This is a genomic window from Tabrizicola sp., assembly GCF_016792905.1.
Taxonomy (GTDB): Bacteria; Pseudomonadota; Alphaproteobacteria; order Rhodobacterales; family Rhodobacteraceae; genus Tabrizicola.
The window spans coordinates 1-16,291 of the sequence record NZ_JAEULP010000033.1 but is presented as its reverse complement, the minus strand read 5'-3'; the positions used below and the strand labels follow the sequence as shown (position 1 = coordinate 16,291).

The following is a 16,291-nucleotide window of genomic DNA, read 5'->3' as shown; positions in this document are numbered from 1 at the left end:
ATGCAGGACGCCTCGCCCGAGCGCAGCCAGCCCGACGCCGCAGCACTGCGGGGCACCAACCAGTCGGGGATGCGCGATCACAACGAGCGGCTGGTCCTGAGCCTTGTCCGCCGCCACGGGGCGCTGGCCAAGTCCGACATCGCGCGGATGACCGGGCTCTCGGCGCAGACCGTCAGCGTGATCATGCGGCAGCTGGAGCAGGACGGGCTCCTGGAACGCGGCGAGCCGGTCAGGGGGAAGGTCGGGCAGCCTTCCGTCCCGATGTCCTTGGCGGCGGAGGGGGCGTTCTTCTTCGGGCTGAAGGTCGGGCGTCGTTCGGCCGACCTGGTGCTGACCGATTTCCGCGGCCGGATGCGGGCAGCGCGGCGACGGGTCTACCGGTACCCCTCGCCGGATGCCGTGGTCGGCTTCGTGCGGGAGGCGGTACCGGCGCTGGCCGGGGAGTTGCCCCCCGCCTTGCGCGAGCGGATCATGGGGATGGGGATCGCGATGCCGTTCCAGTTGTGGAACTGGGTCTCGGTGCTGGGAGCGCCCCAGGCGGAGATGGATGCCTGGAGGTCCCGCGATATCGGGGCGGAACTGGGCGAGGCATTGGGCCTGCCCGTCTATGTCCAGAATGACGCGACCTCGGCCTGCGGGGCGGAGCTGATCTTCGGGACGGGGGAGCGGCCGAAGGATTTCCTCTACTTCTATTTCGGGACCTTCATCGGCGGGGGGCTGGTGATGAACGGCCAGTTGTTCCTTGGCCGGACAGGGAATGCGGCGGCGGTGGGGTCGATCCAGGTACCAGCCCCGGGCGGGGGAACGCGGCGGCTGATCGACCTTGCCTCGATGTCGGTGCTGGCCGCGGCGATGGAGGCGGCGGGAGAGACGTCGGACCACCTGTGGAGCCAGCACGACCGCTGGGAAGTGTCGGAGGCGGTGCTCTCGGCCTGGCTCGACCAGGCGGCGGGAGCGCTGGCCCAGGCGACGCTGGCGGCGGCGGCTTTGCTGGAGATCCAGACGGTGCTGATCGACGGCTGGATGCCGGTCGCAGTCCGGGCCGAGATGGTGCGGCGGGTTCAGGGGGCGCTGCTGGGACTGGACCTCGCCGGGATCGACCCGCCGGTGATCCGGGAGGGCACGGTGGGGGCGGATGCCCGCGCACTGGGGGCGGCGGCGATCCCGCTGTCGCAGCGATACCTGATCGACCAGAATGCGGCGGTCAGGGAGGGCTAGTGTCCACGGTGGACATTTTCTGATTTATGTTCGTAATCAGTATGATATGCGCGGGCGTTTACCGACTGTTAAGCGGTGGCAAGAGGGGCTTCCCCTCACCCCGCCTTGGGGCGATGTTGGCGGGATGTGTCGCGCTGTGGGAAAGCCAGAAAGCTGGAACAGAATCGGGCGGGGGCGTAGACTGATCCGGTCGGAGCCAAGGCAAGGGGGATGCCATGCAACTCGATGCCCAACAGGTCACCGTCATGCTTCCGGTACGCGATCTTGCCCGAGCCCGGGAGTTCTACGAGCGTGCCCTTGCCCTGCCCACGGGCGAGGAGAAGCTGGACGGCAAGGTCGTCTATCGCTGCGGCGGTACGGAGATTGCGCTGTTCCCGAAGCCCGAAGGGACCAAGGCGGAACATACCGCACTCAGTTTCCGGGTGGCGGACATCAGGTCCTCGATTGCCGAGCTGGAGGGCAGAGGCGTGGTCTTTGCGGACTACGACCTGCCGGGGTTCAGGACGGTCGAGCATGTCTGCGTCCTGGGATCGGAAAAGGCGGCCTGGTTCAATGACACCGAGGGGAATATCCTGTGCCTGCATGAAGATATTCCGGGACCGGGCGCCCTGTAGCTGACCGCTCCGGTCCCGGCTGCCAGCGTTTCGGCAAGCCTTGGCGGGCAGGACTCTTTGCCCGCTCGCCCCGTCAGCCCCCGTTCCCTTCCCCGCCGTCGCGGTGCATCCTGTGCTGAACTGGAGGATCCCCATGCGCAGCCTGCTTCTTTTCGGCGACAGCAATACCCATGGCACGATGCCGATGCCGGACCTGGACTTCGAAGGCCGTTTCGGGCGCGAGGAACGCTGGGCGGGGCGGCTGGCGCGGCTCCTCCCTGATTGGGAGGTGATCGCCGAAGGTCATCCAGGTCGCACGACCGTGCATGACGACCCGGTGGAGGGCGCGCATCGCAATGGGCTGACGGTGCTGCCGGCGCTTCTGGAAAGCCATCGGCCGCTGGACCTCGTGGTGATCATGCTGGGGACAAATGACCTGAAGGAGCGTTTCTCGGTCAATGCCTGCGACATCGCGCTGTCGCTGGAGCGGCTGGTGCGGCTGATCCGGGCCTCGGAGGCCGGGCCGGAGGGCGGGGCGCCGGGGGTGCTGCTGGTCGCGCCGCCGCCGATTGTCGAGACCGGCTGCCTTGCGGGCATGTTCGCGGGCGGGGCCGCGAAGTCGCGGGGGCTGGCGGCGGAAATCCGGGCCTCTGCCGCGCGGCTGGATGTGCCGTTCCTTGACGCGGGCGAAGTGGTTGCCGTCTCGCCCGTCGACGGCATCCACTATGGGCCCGAGGCGAATCCGGCGCTCGCCGAGGCCTTCGCGGCGGCGATCAGGGCGCATTTCCCCGATTGATGGCGCAATTTCGCTAGAACGCCTGGCCGGGTCGGAGGCAGGATTGGGGCAGGAGGACCCAGCCATGACCCAGCACGATCCCGCCCTGTCCGCCATTGCCGAGCTGCGCGCCAATGTCGCCGTGCCCTTCGAGCGCGCCCATGCGATGCCGAAGTCGGTCTATACTTCGCCCGAGTTTGCCGAGGCCGAACAGCGCCACATCTTCGCGCAGGAATGGCTGTGCGCGGGGCGGGCGGATGCGCTGGCGAAACCCGGCGACTACCTGACGATGAATATCGCGGGCGAGCCGGTGATCATCCTGCGCGACCGCGAGGGTCAGTTGCGCGGCATGTCGAACGTCTGCCGCCACCGGATGAGCACGCTGCTGGAAGGCCGGGGCAATGTGCGGTCGATTGTCTGCCCCTACCACGCCTGGACCTACAATCTGGATGGCTCGCTGCGGGGCGCCCCGGCGATGGCGCGGAACGAGGATTTCTGCCGCGACGACGTCAAGCTGCCCCCGGTCCGGGTCGAGGACTGGCAGGGCTGGATCATGGTGACGCGGAACCCGGACGCGCCGCCGGTGGCCGAACGGCTGGCGGGGGTGGACCGGCTGGTCGGGCACCTGCCGATGGCGGAGTATCGGGAGGTCTTCCGGGAAGAGTTCCGCTGGGACACCAACTGGAAGGTGCTGGCCGAGAATTTCATGGAAAGCTACCACCTGCCGGTCTGCCATGCCGGGACCATCGGCGGGGCGTCGGACCTGAACAAGATGGAATGCCCCGAGGGGGAAGAGGCGTTCAACTATCACTGGATCATCAAGAACGACACGGTGCCGCTGGCGCTGGCGCATCCGTCGAACACCACGCTTCAGGGCGATGACCGGCGGATCACCTGGCTTCTGGCGATCTACCCCTCGCTTCTGATCACCCTGACGCCGGGGTATTTCTGGTATCTGTCGCTGACGCCGGACGGGCCGGGCTCGGTCCGGGTGCTGTTCGGGGGCGGCATGAGTGCAGAATGGATGGCCGACCCCGAGGCCGAGAGCCATCTGGCCAGCGTCAAGGCGCTGCTGGACGACGTGAACGTCGAGGACAAGGGCTGCGTCGAGAAGGTCTGGAAGGGGCTGTGCGCGGGCCTGTCGGCACCGGGGGCGCTGAGCCATCTGGAGCGGCCGAACTACGATTTCGCCCGCTACATTGCCAGCCGGATGCCTGCCTGACCCGTCGCGAGCGGCATCAATCCTGTGCCGGGGAGGGTTCTGTCGCGCGGTTTGTCGCGGTGGGCGGTCGGGGCTTGACCGAAGGCCAATCTGCGGCGCTCATGCGTTCATGCATCTGAACGACGGTCTTTCGCCTGCGCTTCTGGTTGCCCACGGGCAGCCCTCGGACCCGTTTCCGGCGGCCCGGGCGCTGGAGGACCTCGCCATGCAGGTGGCGGCGTTCCTGCCGCGCTGGAACGTCCGGGCCGCAACGCTGGCCGAGACGCTGGCGATTGCGCGGGGGGTGGCGGGAAAGGACTTCGGTCTGGTCTACCCGCTGTTCATGGCCCGGGGCTGGTTCACCAAGGTGCAGATCCCGAACCGGCTGTTCGAGGCCGGGGCGTCGCGCTGGAAGGTGCTGGAGCCCTTCGGCTGCGATCCGAAGGTGCAGGAGCTTTGCGTGGATCTGGTGCGCGAAAGCGGGGCGGACGAGGTGGTGCTTGCGGCGCACGGGTCGTCGAAATCGGCGGAGCCTTCGGATGTCGCCCGGCATGTGGCGGCGCGGATCAGGGCCGAGACGGGGATCGCGCGGGTCGAGGTCGGCTTCATCGACCAGGTGCCGCAACTGTCGACGCTGACCGGCTTCGGGCCGGGGGCGGTCTGCCTGCCGTTCTTTGCGGCGGCGGGCGGGCATGTGGCGGACGACCTGCCGCGGGCGCTGGACGCGGCCAGGTTCCGGGGCCGCATCCTGCCGCCGGTCGGGGCGGACGCGCGGGTGCCGGGGCTGATCGCCTCGGCGATCCTCCGGGGCGTGCCGGTCTGTGCTGGAACGTGCCGCTGGGCCGGGGGCCAAAATCCTTAAGGAAGGATTTTGACAAAGGGTCTACCACAGCTGGGCGGTCTTGCTTAAGGATTTTGGCCCCGGCCGTCAGACCGTGTGCAGGTAGAGATCGAAATCGACCTCGCTGACCGTGCGCATCACGCGGGCGTATTCGGCAGCCATGATCGCGGTGAAGGTGCGGTGCATGTCCTCGCCCAAAGCGTCTTGCAGGAAGGCGGACCGCTTCGCCGTGTCGATGGCCGATTTCCAGTCGGTCGGAATCCCGGCCCCGCTTTCATCCTCGTAACCGTTGCCGGTGGTTTCCGGGCCGGGGTCGATCTGCTCGGTCATCCCCTTGCGCACCCCCGCCAGCACGGTTGCCGCCACCAGATAGGGGTTCGCGTCCACTCCCGCCGGGCGGTGTTCGATCCGGCGGGCCTTGATGTCGCCTGCCGGGATGCGCAGCGCGACAGAGCGGTTGTTGACGCCCCAGGTCGGGCTGACGGGGGCGTAGGACTGGCTGGCGAAGCGGCGCCAGGAGTTCGCGTGGGGGGCGAAGACCAGCATGCTCTCGCCCATCGTCTCCTTCAACCCGCCGAGGGCGTGCAGGATCGTCGGGTTCCACTTGCCCTCGTCCTTCTCGACGAAGACGTTCTTGCCAGCGTCGTCCAGCATCGAGACGTGGAAATGCATGCCGGAACCGGCGTAGTTCTCGTTCGGCTTGGCCATGAAACAGGCGACGACGCCATGCGCGCGGGCCTGGGCGCGGACGATGCGCTTCAGGCGCATCAGGTCGTCGGCGGCCTGCATCACGTTCTCGCGGTAGTGGAGCGTCAGTTCGTACTGGCCGGGGGCGTATTCCGAGATCAGCGTCTCGGCCTTGATCCCGGCCTTTTCGGCGCCCGCATAGATGTCGCTGAAGAGCGGCAGCATCCCGTGCAGGTGATCGACGGAATAGACCTCGGTCTTGTGGCTGGCGCGGCGGTCGAGGACGTCGCGGGCGGGCTGCATCTTGCCATCGGGGCCGCGTTCGGGGTCGAGGAGGAAGAATTCCAGTTCGAAGGCCCCGGCGGGATGAAGGCCGTCCTTGGCCAGCAGATCGACCTGGCGTTGCAGGGCATGGCGCGGATCGCTGGTCATCGGCGCGCCGTCGAGGGTGTACATCGACATGAACACCTCGCCGCGCGGCGGTTGGGTGTTGTGCAGGGGCTTCAGCGTGCCGGGGATCGGCCAGGCGCGCAGGTCGCCGTCGCCCTGGTCCCAGATCAGGCCGGTTTCGTGGACATCCTCGCCACAGATGTCGAGGCCGAGGATGGAAATCGGCAGATGGCGGCCATTGTTGTAAAAGGACAAAAGCTCATGGCGCCGGATGATCTTTCCCCGGCCAATTCCGTTGGCATCGTGCAGGATAATGTCAAACGCCTCGATCTCGGGGTGCGCGGCGAGGAAGGCTTCGGCTTCGGCGGGGGAGGAACCGGAGGGGCTGGTCAGGGTCATGTTCAGTCTGCTTTGAGAAGGTCGGAGAGGATGGCGTCGAAGCTGGCAATCAGGCGGTCGACCTGGGCCTTCTTCGTTGCCGGGCTGATGAGCATCATGTTGTGGAACGGCGCGATGAGGGTGCCCCGGTTGATGAGGCCAGTGTGGATTGCGGCCTCGACCTGCGGGTGGTGGGCAAAACCGGCTTCGGTCCCGTTCTTCAGCGGGCCCGGCGCGCAGATGAATTCCACCCGCGCGCCGACGCGGACGACATGCCAGGGCGCGCGATGGCGGTCGATGATCGCCGCAAGGCCGTGGGAGAGGCGTTCGGCCAGCTTCTCCATATGGGCGTAGTTTTCCGGGGTCATCACCTGGGACAGGTTGGCGACCAGGCAGGCGAATTGCATCGGGTTGGCTGAAAGGGTCGTGCCCATGCCGGAGCGGCCGGAGGGTCGGTTGGCGTTGACCGCCTCGTACCGCTTCGCGGTCTCGTCGGTCAGGCCCCAGACGGCGGTGGGCATGCCGCCTGCGACACATTTGCCGACGACGAAGATGTCGGGGCGCAGCGAATGGACGCGGGTATAGCCGCCGAGGCCGGAGGAGATGGTATGCGTCTCGTCCATGATCAGGAGCGCGCCGCACTTCATGGAAAGCTGGCGGAGGCCATCGTGGAACCCGGCCTCGGGCAGGACCATGCAGGAATTGGTCATCACCGGCTCGGTCAGGATCGCGGCCACGTCGCCTTGCGCCAGCGCGGTCTCGACCCCGGCCAAGTCATTGAATTCGCAACAGACCGCCGTTTGCGTCAGGTCGGCCACCTGACCGAGAAGGCCGGGGGAGTTGACGGTTCTGCCGTTTTCCAGACTGACGAAGGTGTCGTCGACCGTGCCGTGATAGCAGCCGTTGAAGACCAGCACCTTGGGCTTGCCGGTGATCGCTCGGGCGACGCGCAGGGCGAAGCGGTTGGCGTCGGTCGCGGTGGTGGCGATCTGCCAGCGGAAGTTGCCGAAGCGATCGGTCAGGAGCTGCCCGGCCTCCAGCGCGGCCTCGGTCGGCAGCATGTATGTCAGGCCCCGCCGGGCCTGATGGCGGATGGCTTTCGCCACGGGACCGGGGGAGTGGCCGAACATCGAGCCGGTATCGCCGAGGCAGAAATCGTCGAGCTTGATGCCGTCGATGTCTTCGATCCGTGCGCCATGGGCCCTGGCGACCAGCGGCAGGTGCGGCATCGGCCAGTCGGCCATCCAGTGCATCGGCACGCCGCCCAGAAAGACGCCCGCGCCCTTCGCCAATGCCTTGGCGGATTTCGGACGGCGCTTTGCATAGGCCTCCGCCTCGCGAGCGGCGAAGGCGGCAAGGCGGGAGGTGGCGATTCCGGCGATGGTTTCAGCAGGCATGGCAGGCCCCTTGGGACGTCGCTGCGTTTATGCGCCAGAATTTGATCAAATTGCAAGATGCTCGTCGTGCGTCTTCGACTTCTCCTCGCGCGGCGGTCTGCGAGGAGGGGCGAAGCCGCAGGCGGGCGGGTCAGGCCCAGCGACCCTCGAAGTCCTCGGGGACCAACAGGTTGTGGCGGCCCATCGCTTTCACGTCCTTTTCGCCGCAGAGCGCCATGGTGATGTCCATTTCCTTGCGGATCACCTCCAGCGCCTTGGTCACGCCCGCCTCTCCCATGGCGCCAAGGCCGTGGATATAGGCGCGGCCGATCATCGTGCCCTTGGCGCCAAGCGCCATCGCCTTCAGCACGTCCTGACCCGAGCGGATGCCAGAATCGAGCCAGACTTCTGTCTGGTCGCCGATGGCGCGGGCGATGGCGGGCAGGCTGCGGATCGAGGAGAGCGCGCCGTCCAGCTGCCGCCCGCCGTGGTTCGAGACGATCACCGCATCGGCCCCGGCATCGGCGGCCAGCTTCGCGTCTTCGGCGTCGAGTACGCCCTTGAGGATGAACTTGCCCTTCCACTGGTCGCGGATGCGGGTGACTTTCGACCAGTCGAGCTTGGGGTCGTATTGTTCGTTGGCCCAGGCGGTCAGGTCGTCCAGTTTCTGCACGCCCTTCACATGGCCGACGATGTTGCGGAACTGGCGGCGCGGGGTTTTCGCCATGCCAAAGGCCCAGCGGGGTTTGGTGGCGATGTTCAGCAGGTTCGGAATGGTGGGCCGGGGCGGCGAGGTCAGGCCGTTCTTCAGGTCCTTGTGGCGCTGGCCGAGGATCTGCAGGTCCAGCGTCAGCACGAGGGCCGAGCATTTCGCGGCGCGGGCGCGTTCGATGGCCGCGTCGACGAAATCCTCGTCCTTCATGACGTAAAGCTGGAACCAGAACGGGTCGGGGCTGGCAGCGGCCACATCCTCGATCGAACAGATCGACATGGTGGAGAGGGTGAAGGGCACCCCGGCCTTGGCGGCGGCGCGGGCGGCGAGGATTTCGCCGTCCGGGTGCTGCATCCCGGCGCTGCCGACCGGGGCGAGGGCCACCGGCATCGACACCTTCTGCCCGGCCATGGTGGTGGAGAGATCGCGCCCGGTCAGGTCGCGGGCGACGCGCTGGCGGAAGCGCAGTTTCGCGAAGTCCGACGTGTTCTCGCGGAAGGTCTGTTCGGTGTAGCTGCCCGATTCGCAGTAGTCCCAGAACATCTTCGGCGTGCGCTTCCGGTGCAGGCGCTTCAGGTCTTCGATGCAGGTGATGACGGGCATGGTGCGGTCCTGGAGCAAGCGGGCGAAATTGGTCAGTCTTTCTTACCGCCTTGCGGCTTTGGGTGCAAGACTGCTGCGGGGGCCTCGATCAGATGGCGCAGGGCGGCGTCGAGCTGGTCGAAGGCCTGGGCGCCGATGACCGTGCGCCAGCGGGATTCGATCTCGGCCTTTATGCGGTCGGCGTCGCGCATGGCGGCCTCACCCGCCGGGGTCAGGCGGACCCGGCGGGCGCGGGCGTCGGTGGCGTCCTTCTCGCGCATCAGGATGCCGTCGGCGACCAGCTCGTCGACGAACTGCTGGACGGCCTGCTTGGTCAGCCGGGCGCGGTCGGCAAGGTCGCCCTGCCGGAGGCCGTTCGGGCCGATGTGGACCATCAGGTTGCCACGCGCCTGACCGAACCAGCCGTGCCCTGCCGCGACCATGGCGGCGGTGAATTCCACCCGCCAGGCCTGCGCCGCGCGCCAGAGGGTCCAGCCGATATGGTCGGGGGGGGCGGGCATGCGGGTTCCAATCGTCAAGCTACTTGACAATATTGTTTTGGGCGATCATTAGTCAAGTTGCTAGACCATTTCCGGTCGATTGCCAAGCGCCGGGGCGTTCCCGGAGAGCGAAAGGATATTGCGATGACGTTACTGGATCAGACTGTGCTGGAGGTCCTGTTGCCGGGCTTCACCCACCATGTCGACATCGGGCAGGAGGCGGATGCGACGATCAGCTATGGCGCGGGCGGGCTGGCGCAGATGGTGCTGCCGGGCAAGCCGCCGATGAACGGGGAATGGAAGCCGTTGCCGCAGGGTTATCATGTCGCCTGGTCGGACGGGCCGGAAGGTGCCTGGCAGATCCGGCATGAGGTGGGGCGGCTGGTCTATATCGACCCGACGGGCCGCGAGGCCGGGACGGTGACGAAGATCGAGCCGATCCGGGCCTGGACCTAAGACGAGAGGGCCGCCCAGTCAGCTGCGGCGGCCCGACATCTGGGCGCCGGCGTCGGCGGGCAGGCGGCGGAAGACCAGGAGCGACAGGCCGGAGACCACGGCGACGATGAGGAAGGCCGGGGGGAAGTCGGCGGCGGCAAGCGACGTGCCGCCACGAAAGGCCATGCTGGCGGCGACGGCGGTGGCGCCAAGGGTGACGCCGAGGCCGAGCGAGACCTGCTGGGCCGCGCTCGACAGGCTGGTGGCGCGGCTCATCTCGTCCTGGCTGAGATCGGCGAAGGCGATGGAGTTCAGGCTGGTGAACTGGATCGACCGGAAGCAGCCGCCGATGAAGAGGACGGCGTAGATCACCAGATGCGAGGTGTCGGGCCTGAAGAGCCCGATAGCGGCCAGCGAGGCAATGGCGAGCAGGCCGTTGGCCATGAGCACCCGGCGGAAGCCGAAGCGGCGCAGGATCAGGGCGTTGACCGGCTTCATGAACAGCGCGCCAAGGGCCGAGACGAAGGTCAGCGCGCCAGACTGGATCGCCGAAAGGCCGAAGCCCAGTTGCAGCATCAGCGGCAAAAGGAAGGGAATGGCGCCGATCCCGGTACGGAACAGCGTGCCGCCGAGGACCGAACTGCGGAAGGTGGCGATGCGCAAGAGCGAGAAATCCAGGATCGGCTGCGGCACCCGGCGGCAATGCCAGACAAGCGCCACGGACAGGACAGCGCCAAGGACCAGAAGGCCCAGCATGCTGGCGGAGGGGCTGGCCATCTCGGTCATCTCCATCGAGCCGAGCATCAGGGCGGAAAGCGCCAGTCCTGAAAGAACGAACCCCCAGCCGTCGAAGCGACCGACCGGGCGGGGCGCCTCGCGCGGGAGGAGGGCGAGCGCCAGCGTCAGGCACAGGATCCCGATGGAGATGTTGATCAGGAATATCCAGTGCCAGGGATAGTTGGTGACGATGATCCCGCCGACCAGCGGGCCGAGGACCGGGCCGAGGAGCGCGGGCATGGTCAGCCAGGCCATCGCCGAGACGAAGCCCTGTTTCGGGGTGTTGCGGGCCACGATCAACCGCCCGACCGGCACCATCATCGCCCCGCCGATGCCCTGCAGGAAGCGGGCGACGACGAAGCCTTCCAGCGTGGAGACGGTGGTGCAGGCGAGGGATCCGGCCATGAAGACCAGGACGGCGGCGGCAAAGACGCGCCGCGCGCCGAAACGGTCGGCAACCCAGCCCGAAGGCGGGATGAAGATCGCGAGGCTGATCAGGTAGGAGGTGAGGGCCAGTTTCAGCGACAGCGGGTTGACGTCCAGGTCAGTCGCGATGGTCGGCAGGGCGGTCGACAGGATGGTGCTGTCGATGTTTTCCATGAACAGCGCCGCCGCGACGACCAGCGCGATGGTACGGGTGCCAACGGTGCTGAGCGGACTGACCTCGACCGTCATCGCGGCCTCAGGCCGAATGCGCGCCGTCGGCGAGCGCCTTCACTTTTGCGAGCACCTGCGGCACCGGGACACCGGCGCCGATGTCCTTGACGATGGCGGAGCCCACGACCGCGCCATCGGCGACGCTGGCGATGGACCGGGCCTGGTCGGGGGTGTTGATCCCGAAACCGACGATAACCGGCAGGTCAGTGGAGCGCTTGATCCGCGCGACTTCCGGCCCCACATCGCCCGCCTGTGCGGCGGCAGCCCCGGTGATCCCGGTGATCGAGACGTAATAGACGAAGCCGGAGGTGTTCTGCAGGACCTTCGGCAGGCGCTTGTCATCGGTGGTGGGGGTGGCGAGGCGGATGAAGTTCAGGCCCGCCTTCTGCGCGGGGATGCAGAGTTCCGCATCTTCCTCGGGCGGCAGGTCGACGACGATCAGGCCGTCGATCCCGGCCTCCAGCGCGTCTTTCAGGAAGCGGTCGACGCCGCGGGAATAGATCGGGTTGTAGTAGCCCATGAGGACGATGGGGGTGGTCTTGTCACCCTTGCGGAAGGTGCTGACCATCGACAGGACCTTGTCCATCGTCATGCCCTTTTCCAGCGCGCGCTGGCCTGCGGCCTGGATCGTCGGGCCGTCGGCCATCGGGTCGGTGAAGGGCATCCCCAGCTCGATCACGTCCACCCCGGCGGCGGGCAGGCCCTGCATCACGGCCAGCGAGGTCGCTTCGTCCGGGTCGCCGCCCATGATATAGGCGACGAAGGCCTTCTTCCCCTGCGAGCGCAGCCGCGCGAAGGTGTCGTCGATGCGTGTCATGCTGGCCCCCTGCAAATCCGGTTCCATCTGCCACGCAGACTTGGGGAAAATCAATGGGGCGCGGGAAGGTCGCAGGCCATCATCACCAGGTCATGCCAGACCGGCTGACCATCAGGCCCCGAACGGAAGCGCAGGCGGGGGACCAGCCGCAGCGTGGTGCGAAAGCCAAGCCGTTCGTAGAAGGGCCCGGCGGTTTGCGTCCCGAGATGCACCGTCCTGACGCCATCCCGCGCCAGTGCCTGCCAAAGCGCCTGCCCAAGTCTGGTGCCGGTGGTCGGTGGCAGGCCACCCGCCAGGGTCATCGTCGCCAGATAGGCATAGCGGTGACCGTCAAGATCATGGACCGACCCGCAGGCCCCGCCCGCAAGTGCGCCGGTTTGGTCGAGAAGCCGCAGGGCGAAGCTGGGACGGATCTTCTCGTCCGCCTCATTCACCGCCTCAAGGTAAAGCGTCCGGTCCTGCCCGGTGATAGAGCCGGTATCGAGGGAGAAAGCAGCGGTATGATCAGGGCCTGCCGGCATGACGATGGGCGTGGCCGCGTAGCCTGCGGCCCCCAAGGCCGGGCCGATCCGGTCGGCATAGGTGGTCAGGATCACGATCCGGCCGAAGTCCTGCCCCTCGGCCGCATGGCGGCGCGCAGCGATATGGCCCAGAGGATCGTCCAGGAACCCGCCCTTGACGGCGACATCCGGGTATTCGGTTACGACATCGGGGGAAAAGCCGAACTCCTCCTCGCGGGCGAGGAACAGGCCGAACAGCTCTGCTGCCACCTCATCCAGCCGGGTGCGCGTCGCGGTGGCCAGGTTCAGCGTTTCCAGCGTGAAGCGCTGGCCGCCAATTTCCAGAGTTTCCACGGACATAAAAGTCTTTCCGTTGCGGCCCCAATCTCCGACCCGGCATCCTGAACTGGCCTTGCCAGACATGCCCCAAGTCCAGGGAGCGATCAGGGGAATTGATCGGTCCGGGACAATACTGACCTATTCCGGGCAGATCAACGCCACCCGGGGCGGAGTGCCGGCAACTGCGGGCGCCGCAGGCCAGCACCGCAGCCCCGGCCGAGGCAGCTTGATCCCGGGGTTGCCACACATGATACGGAGATGAAGGCCTTCTTCCCCCCGGCCATGAGCCGCGCGAAGGTGTCGTCGATCAGGGTCATGGTGGCTCCTCTGTGATCCTTGCGCTGCGCACGACGTGCCAAAGCTGCGGCGGAAACGAAACCGGCCATGTTCCCGGCCCGCAGGCCTCTGGAAGAGGGGTGTTGCTGTTGCCGGTTTGCCGCGAAGGCGTGCCAAGCCGACCTCCTGCGGCAGAAAATATTGGATGGGTGGTCGATGAGGTATTTATTTCTGCGCCAACTGTACCGTCATCCAAGTGTTTAGAACTATGCAGATTTTAAGCTGGCAATTGCGGGATCGTCTGGCATTCCTACTGCTGGTGTCGTGCGCCGGACTCGCGGTGATGGTTTTGGTGGCACCATGGCTGGTGATAGGCCAGCCAGTTCTGGTTTTTTCCGGGCTTCTGCTTGCGGCAGTCATGTTGCTTGGTCGCAAGTCGCTGCGCCGCCCCCCGATTTCGTTGTTCCTGGCGGTGATCGCTGCCGTCCTGGCCCTGCCGTTCGTGGTGGTCTACCGAGCCTTTGGCGAGGTCGACATGATCTCTTTCCTGTTCCACGCCAAAGCCGGGATTACTGGCGTCAGCCCCTGGATGTTGCGGGACGAAATTCTGATTTCCCTCTGCGCCCTGATCAGCATCATCCTGATCTCCTACTTGCTGAGTTCTTGGCCCAAGCTGCGGCATCTCCCTCTGCTGACGGCGGCGTTGCTTGTCCTGAGCAATCCGTTCGTCGTGTTCCAGGCCAAGCTCTTGCTGCAGCCGGTTCCCGATGTTGATCTGGCGGCTACGGTAGTAACGCCGCAGATCGCGGAAAACCCGCTGCCGCCCGATATCGTCTATATCTATCTGGAGGGACTTGATCGTCGCTTTCTCGACCCGGATATCGCGCCGGAAACGGCGAAAGTCCTGCGGACGCTGGAGGCGCAGGGCCTGAGTTTCACCGATGTCCGCCAGGTCGCGGGAACCGGGTGGAGCATTGCCGGCATGGTCGCCTCGCAATGCGGGGTGCCGCTTCTTCCGCGCGGATACCTGAAACGCGAAGTCACCGAATCTGTCGCCGATCGCTTCCTGCCGGGTGTCACTTGTCTGGGCGATCTGTTGGGCGGACAGGGTTATCGCCAGACCTTTGTAATGGGGGCGGAGGCGCAGTTTGCCGGAACTGTCGCCTTCTACCTGACACACCGCTACCAGAAGGCAATCGCGCAAAAGGACATGACGGCGATCTTCCCGCCCGAGGAATTGGCCAAGGCCAGCGTCGTCTGGTTCTCTGACGACCAGATGGTCTATGACGTCGCGCGCATGGAGTTTGCCGACGCCCTGGCCGACAATCGCCCGTTCCTGCTGACCATCGCAACGATTGGTCCGCACGGTGTGCCGAACTATCTGTCGCGACAGTGCAGCAGCGACGGGCAAGCCGTTCACACGAAGGACGTCATCGAGGCGGCCCGCTGCCTGACGGGAATGACCGAACAGCTGGTGGCGGATATGCAGGACAGCCACCGTCGGTCCGGCCGCCCGAACGAGTTGCGGTTCATCCTGCAGTCCGACCATCTCAATCACGGACACCAGGCTCTGCCAGATGATCCAAAGCTTGCCCTGAACCTGCTGATCCTTGTCGGTGGTCGCGAGAGGGATGTGTCGGTCGCGCGAACCGGCACGATGCTGGATGTGTTTCCGACGGTGCTGGACTGGCTTGGCTTCCCGGTGTCGGGTGGCAAGGCCGGGCTTGGGGTTTCGCTGCTGTCGCCCGATGCAGGGGACACGCTGATCGAGACCTGGGATATGCCGGTTCTGGACCGGATCGTGATGACCAACATGCCGATGTTCGAAAAGCTCTGGGAAGGGTCGCACTGAGCGAGCGCAGGAGCCCTGCCCGCGGTATCTTCCTTGATCCTGCGGCCCCGCCCCCGTAGAAGGCGCGAGCTTCGCCAAAGGAGAGCATCATGGGTTTCAGGATGGGCATCGTCGGGCTGCCGAACGTGGGCAAGTCGACGCTCTTCAACGCGCTGACCCGGACGGCGGCGGCGCAGGCGGCGAACTTCCCGTTCTGCACCATCGAGCCGAACGTGGGCGAGGTTTCGGTACCCGACGCGCGGCTGGAGAAGCTGGCGGCCATCGCGGGCTCGAAGCAGATCATCCCGACGCGGATGACCTTTGTCGACATTGCGGGGCTGGTTCGTGGGGCGTCAAAGGGGGAGGGGCTGGGGAACCAGTTCCTGGCCAACATCCGCGAATGCGACGCCATCGCCCATGTGCTGCGCTGCTTCGAGGATGGCGACATCACCCATGTCGAGGGCCGGATCGACCCGGTGGCGGATGCCGAGACCATCGAGACCGAGCTGATGCTGGCCGACCTCGAGTCGGTGGAACGGCGGTTGACCGCGCTGGGCAAAAAGCTGCGCGGCGGGGATCAGGAGGTGTTGGATCAGGACCGGCTTCTCCGCGCGGCGCAGGCGGCACTGGCGGAGGGCAGGCCCGCGCGGTCGCTGAAGATTGCCGAGGAGGACCGCAAGCAGTGGCGGATGTTGCAGCTCTTGACCGCGAAGCCGGTGCTTTTCGTCTGCAACGTCGAGGAGGCGAAGGCCGCCTCGGGCAACAGCCAGTCGGACCGGGTGGCGGAGATGGCGGCCAGGCAGGGGGCGGCCTCGGTGGTGATCTCGGCGCGGATCGAGGAGGAGCTGGCGCAGCTCCCCGAGGATGAGGCGGTGATGTTCCTGGAGGAGATGGGGCTGCACGAGGCGGGCCTCGACCGACTGATCAAGGCGGGCTACGCGCTGCTGGGTCTGCAGACCTATTTCACCGTCGGGCCGAAGGAGGCGCGGGCCTGGACGATCACCAAGGGAACGCTGGCGCCGCAGGCGGCGGGGGTGATCCACGGGGATTTCGAGAAGGGCTTCATCCGGGCGGAAACCGTGGCCTATGACGACTACATCGCCGGGAACGGCGAGGCGGGGGCGAAGGAAGCGGGCAAGTTTCGGGTCGAGGGCAAGACCTACGAAGTGAAGGACGGGGACGTGCTGCACTTCCTGTTCAACGGGTAGCTGTCCACGGTGGACAGATTTTTCGGCTGAATGATTTCAAAGACTTGGGCGCGGACGTTCAGGGTTGGTTAACTCAAGTTCCAACTGCAACACTTTTGGCGGCGAGAGCGATTTCTTCGGCGAGGGCTTGGGTGGGGGTTTTCCATCCGAGGGTTTTGCGGGGGCGGTCGTTCATGAGTTTGGCGATGTGGTCGAGAT

General features: G+C 66.3%; 16 protein-coding genes. 8 read left to right on the top strand and 8 right to left on the bottom strand.

Annotation, left to right across the window (positions count from 1 at the left end):
• From JNL31_RS06960 to JNL31_RS06940, 5 genes are all read left to right on the top strand, one after another.
• Window positions 1-1,218 (top strand): ROK family transcriptional regulator, encoded by a 1,218-nt coding sequence (locus JNL31_RS06960; protein ID WP_294971519.1) that lies wholly within the window; start codon window positions 1-3, stop codon window positions 1,216-1,218.
• A gap of 215 nt (window positions 1,219-1,433) precedes the next feature.
• Entirely contained in the window at window positions 1,434-1,832 is a 399-nt protein-coding gene (locus JNL31_RS06955; protein ID WP_294971517.1) for a VOC family protein, read from the top strand.
• A gap of 133 nt (window positions 1,833-1,965) precedes the next feature.
• On the top strand, window positions 1,966-2,607 hold the full coding sequence (locus JNL31_RS06950) for an SGNH/GDSL hydrolase family protein (RefSeq protein ID WP_294971515.1): 642 nt from the start codon (window positions 1,966-1,968) through the stop codon (window positions 2,605-2,607).
• A 64-nt stretch (window positions 2,608-2,671) separates the two neighbouring features.
• A complete protein-coding gene (locus JNL31_RS06945; protein WP_294971512.1) occupies window positions 2,672-3,808 on the top strand; it encodes an SRPBCC family protein in 1,137 nt (378 codons plus the stop codon).
• 109 nt (window positions 3,809-3,917) lie between these two features.
• Window positions 3,918-4,649, top strand: a complete 732-nt coding sequence (locus JNL31_RS06940) for a sirohydrochlorin chelatase (RefSeq protein WP_294971509.1) — start codon at window positions 3,918-3,920, stop codon at window positions 4,647-4,649.
• A 66-nt stretch (window positions 4,650-4,715) separates the two neighbouring features.
• On the opposite strand, the gene JNL31_RS06935 is transcribed toward JNL31_RS06940, so the two are convergent.
• The 4 genes from JNL31_RS06935 to JNL31_RS06920 all read right to left on the bottom strand — a co-directional run bounded on the left by JNL31_RS06935 (window position 4,716) and on the right by JNL31_RS06920 (window position 9,274).
• On the bottom strand, window positions 4,716-6,104 hold the full coding sequence (locus JNL31_RS06935; RefSeq protein WP_294971507.1) for a glutamine synthetase family protein: 1,389 nt from the start codon (window positions 6,102-6,104) through the stop codon (window positions 4,716-4,718).
• A 2-nt stretch (window positions 6,105-6,106) separates the two neighbouring features.
• Entirely contained in the window at window positions 6,107-7,480 is a 1,374-nt protein-coding gene (locus tag JNL31_RS06930; RefSeq protein ID WP_294971504.1) for an aspartate aminotransferase family protein, read from the bottom strand.
• A gap of 130 nt (window positions 7,481-7,610) precedes the next feature.
• A complete protein-coding gene (locus JNL31_RS06925) occupies window positions 7,611-8,774 on the bottom strand; it encodes an alpha-hydroxy acid oxidase (protein WP_294971503.1) in 1,164 nt (387 codons plus the stop codon).
• A 32-nt stretch (window positions 8,775-8,806) separates the two neighbouring features.
• Window positions 8,807-9,274 carry a MarR family transcriptional regulator gene (locus tag JNL31_RS06920; protein ID WP_294971501.1) on the bottom strand — a complete coding sequence of 156 codons (468 nt, stop codon included), beginning with the start codon at window positions 9,272-9,274 and terminating at the stop codon, window positions 8,807-8,809.
• 123 nt (window positions 9,275-9,397) lie between these two features.
• On the opposite strand from JNL31_RS06920, the gene JNL31_RS06915 reads away from it, so the two are divergent.
• On the top strand, window positions 9,398-9,709 hold the full coding sequence (locus tag JNL31_RS06915) for a hypothetical protein (protein ID WP_294971499.1): 312 nt from the start codon (window positions 9,398-9,400) through the stop codon (window positions 9,707-9,709).
• A gap of 18 nt (window positions 9,710-9,727) precedes the next feature.
• Here the strand turns inward: JNL31_RS06915 and JNL31_RS06910 are convergent, their stop codons facing one another.
• The 4 genes from JNL31_RS06910 to JNL31_RS06895 all read right to left on the bottom strand — a co-directional run bounded on the left by JNL31_RS06910 (window position 9,728) and on the right by JNL31_RS06895 (window position 13,095).
• Window positions 9,728-11,140: a DHA2 family efflux MFS transporter permease subunit gene (locus JNL31_RS06910; RefSeq protein ID WP_294971496.1), complete on the bottom strand. Its 1,413-nt coding sequence runs from the start codon at window positions 11,138-11,140 to the stop codon at window positions 9,728-9,730.
• 7 nt (window positions 11,141-11,147) lie between these two features.
• A complete protein-coding gene (gene trpA / locus JNL31_RS06905; RefSeq protein WP_294971493.1) occupies window positions 11,148-11,939 on the bottom strand; it encodes a tryptophan synthase subunit alpha in 792 nt (263 codons plus the stop codon).
• A gap of 50 nt (window positions 11,940-11,989) precedes the next feature.
• Window positions 11,990-12,799 (bottom strand): hypothetical protein, encoded by an 810-nt coding sequence (locus tag JNL31_RS06900; RefSeq protein WP_294971491.1) that lies wholly within the window; start codon window positions 12,797-12,799, stop codon window positions 11,990-11,992.
• A gap of 131 nt (window positions 12,800-12,930) precedes the next feature.
• On the bottom strand, window positions 12,931-13,095 hold the full coding sequence (locus JNL31_RS06895) for a hypothetical protein (RefSeq protein WP_294971488.1): 165 nt from the start codon (window positions 13,093-13,095) through the stop codon (window positions 12,931-12,933).
• A gap of 227 nt (window positions 13,096-13,322) precedes the next feature.
• Here JNL31_RS06895 and JNL31_RS06890 point away from each other — a divergent pair, with 227 nt between their 5' ends.
• Together JNL31_RS06890 and ychF are read left to right on the top strand one after the other, a co-directional pair.
• Window positions 13,323-14,906, top strand: coding sequence for a sulfatase-like hydrolase/transferase (locus JNL31_RS06890; protein ID WP_294971486.1), 1,584 nt, complete (start codon window positions 13,323-13,325; stop codon window positions 14,904-14,906).
• 89 nt (window positions 14,907-14,995) lie between these two features.
• Window positions 14,996-16,093 carry a redox-regulated ATPase YchF gene (gene ychF, locus JNL31_RS06885; RefSeq protein ID WP_294971483.1) on the top strand — a complete coding sequence of 366 codons (1,098 nt, stop codon included), beginning with the start codon at window positions 14,996-14,998 and terminating at the stop codon, window positions 16,091-16,093.
• The last annotated feature ends 198 nt before the right edge of the window (window positions 16,094-16,291 follow it).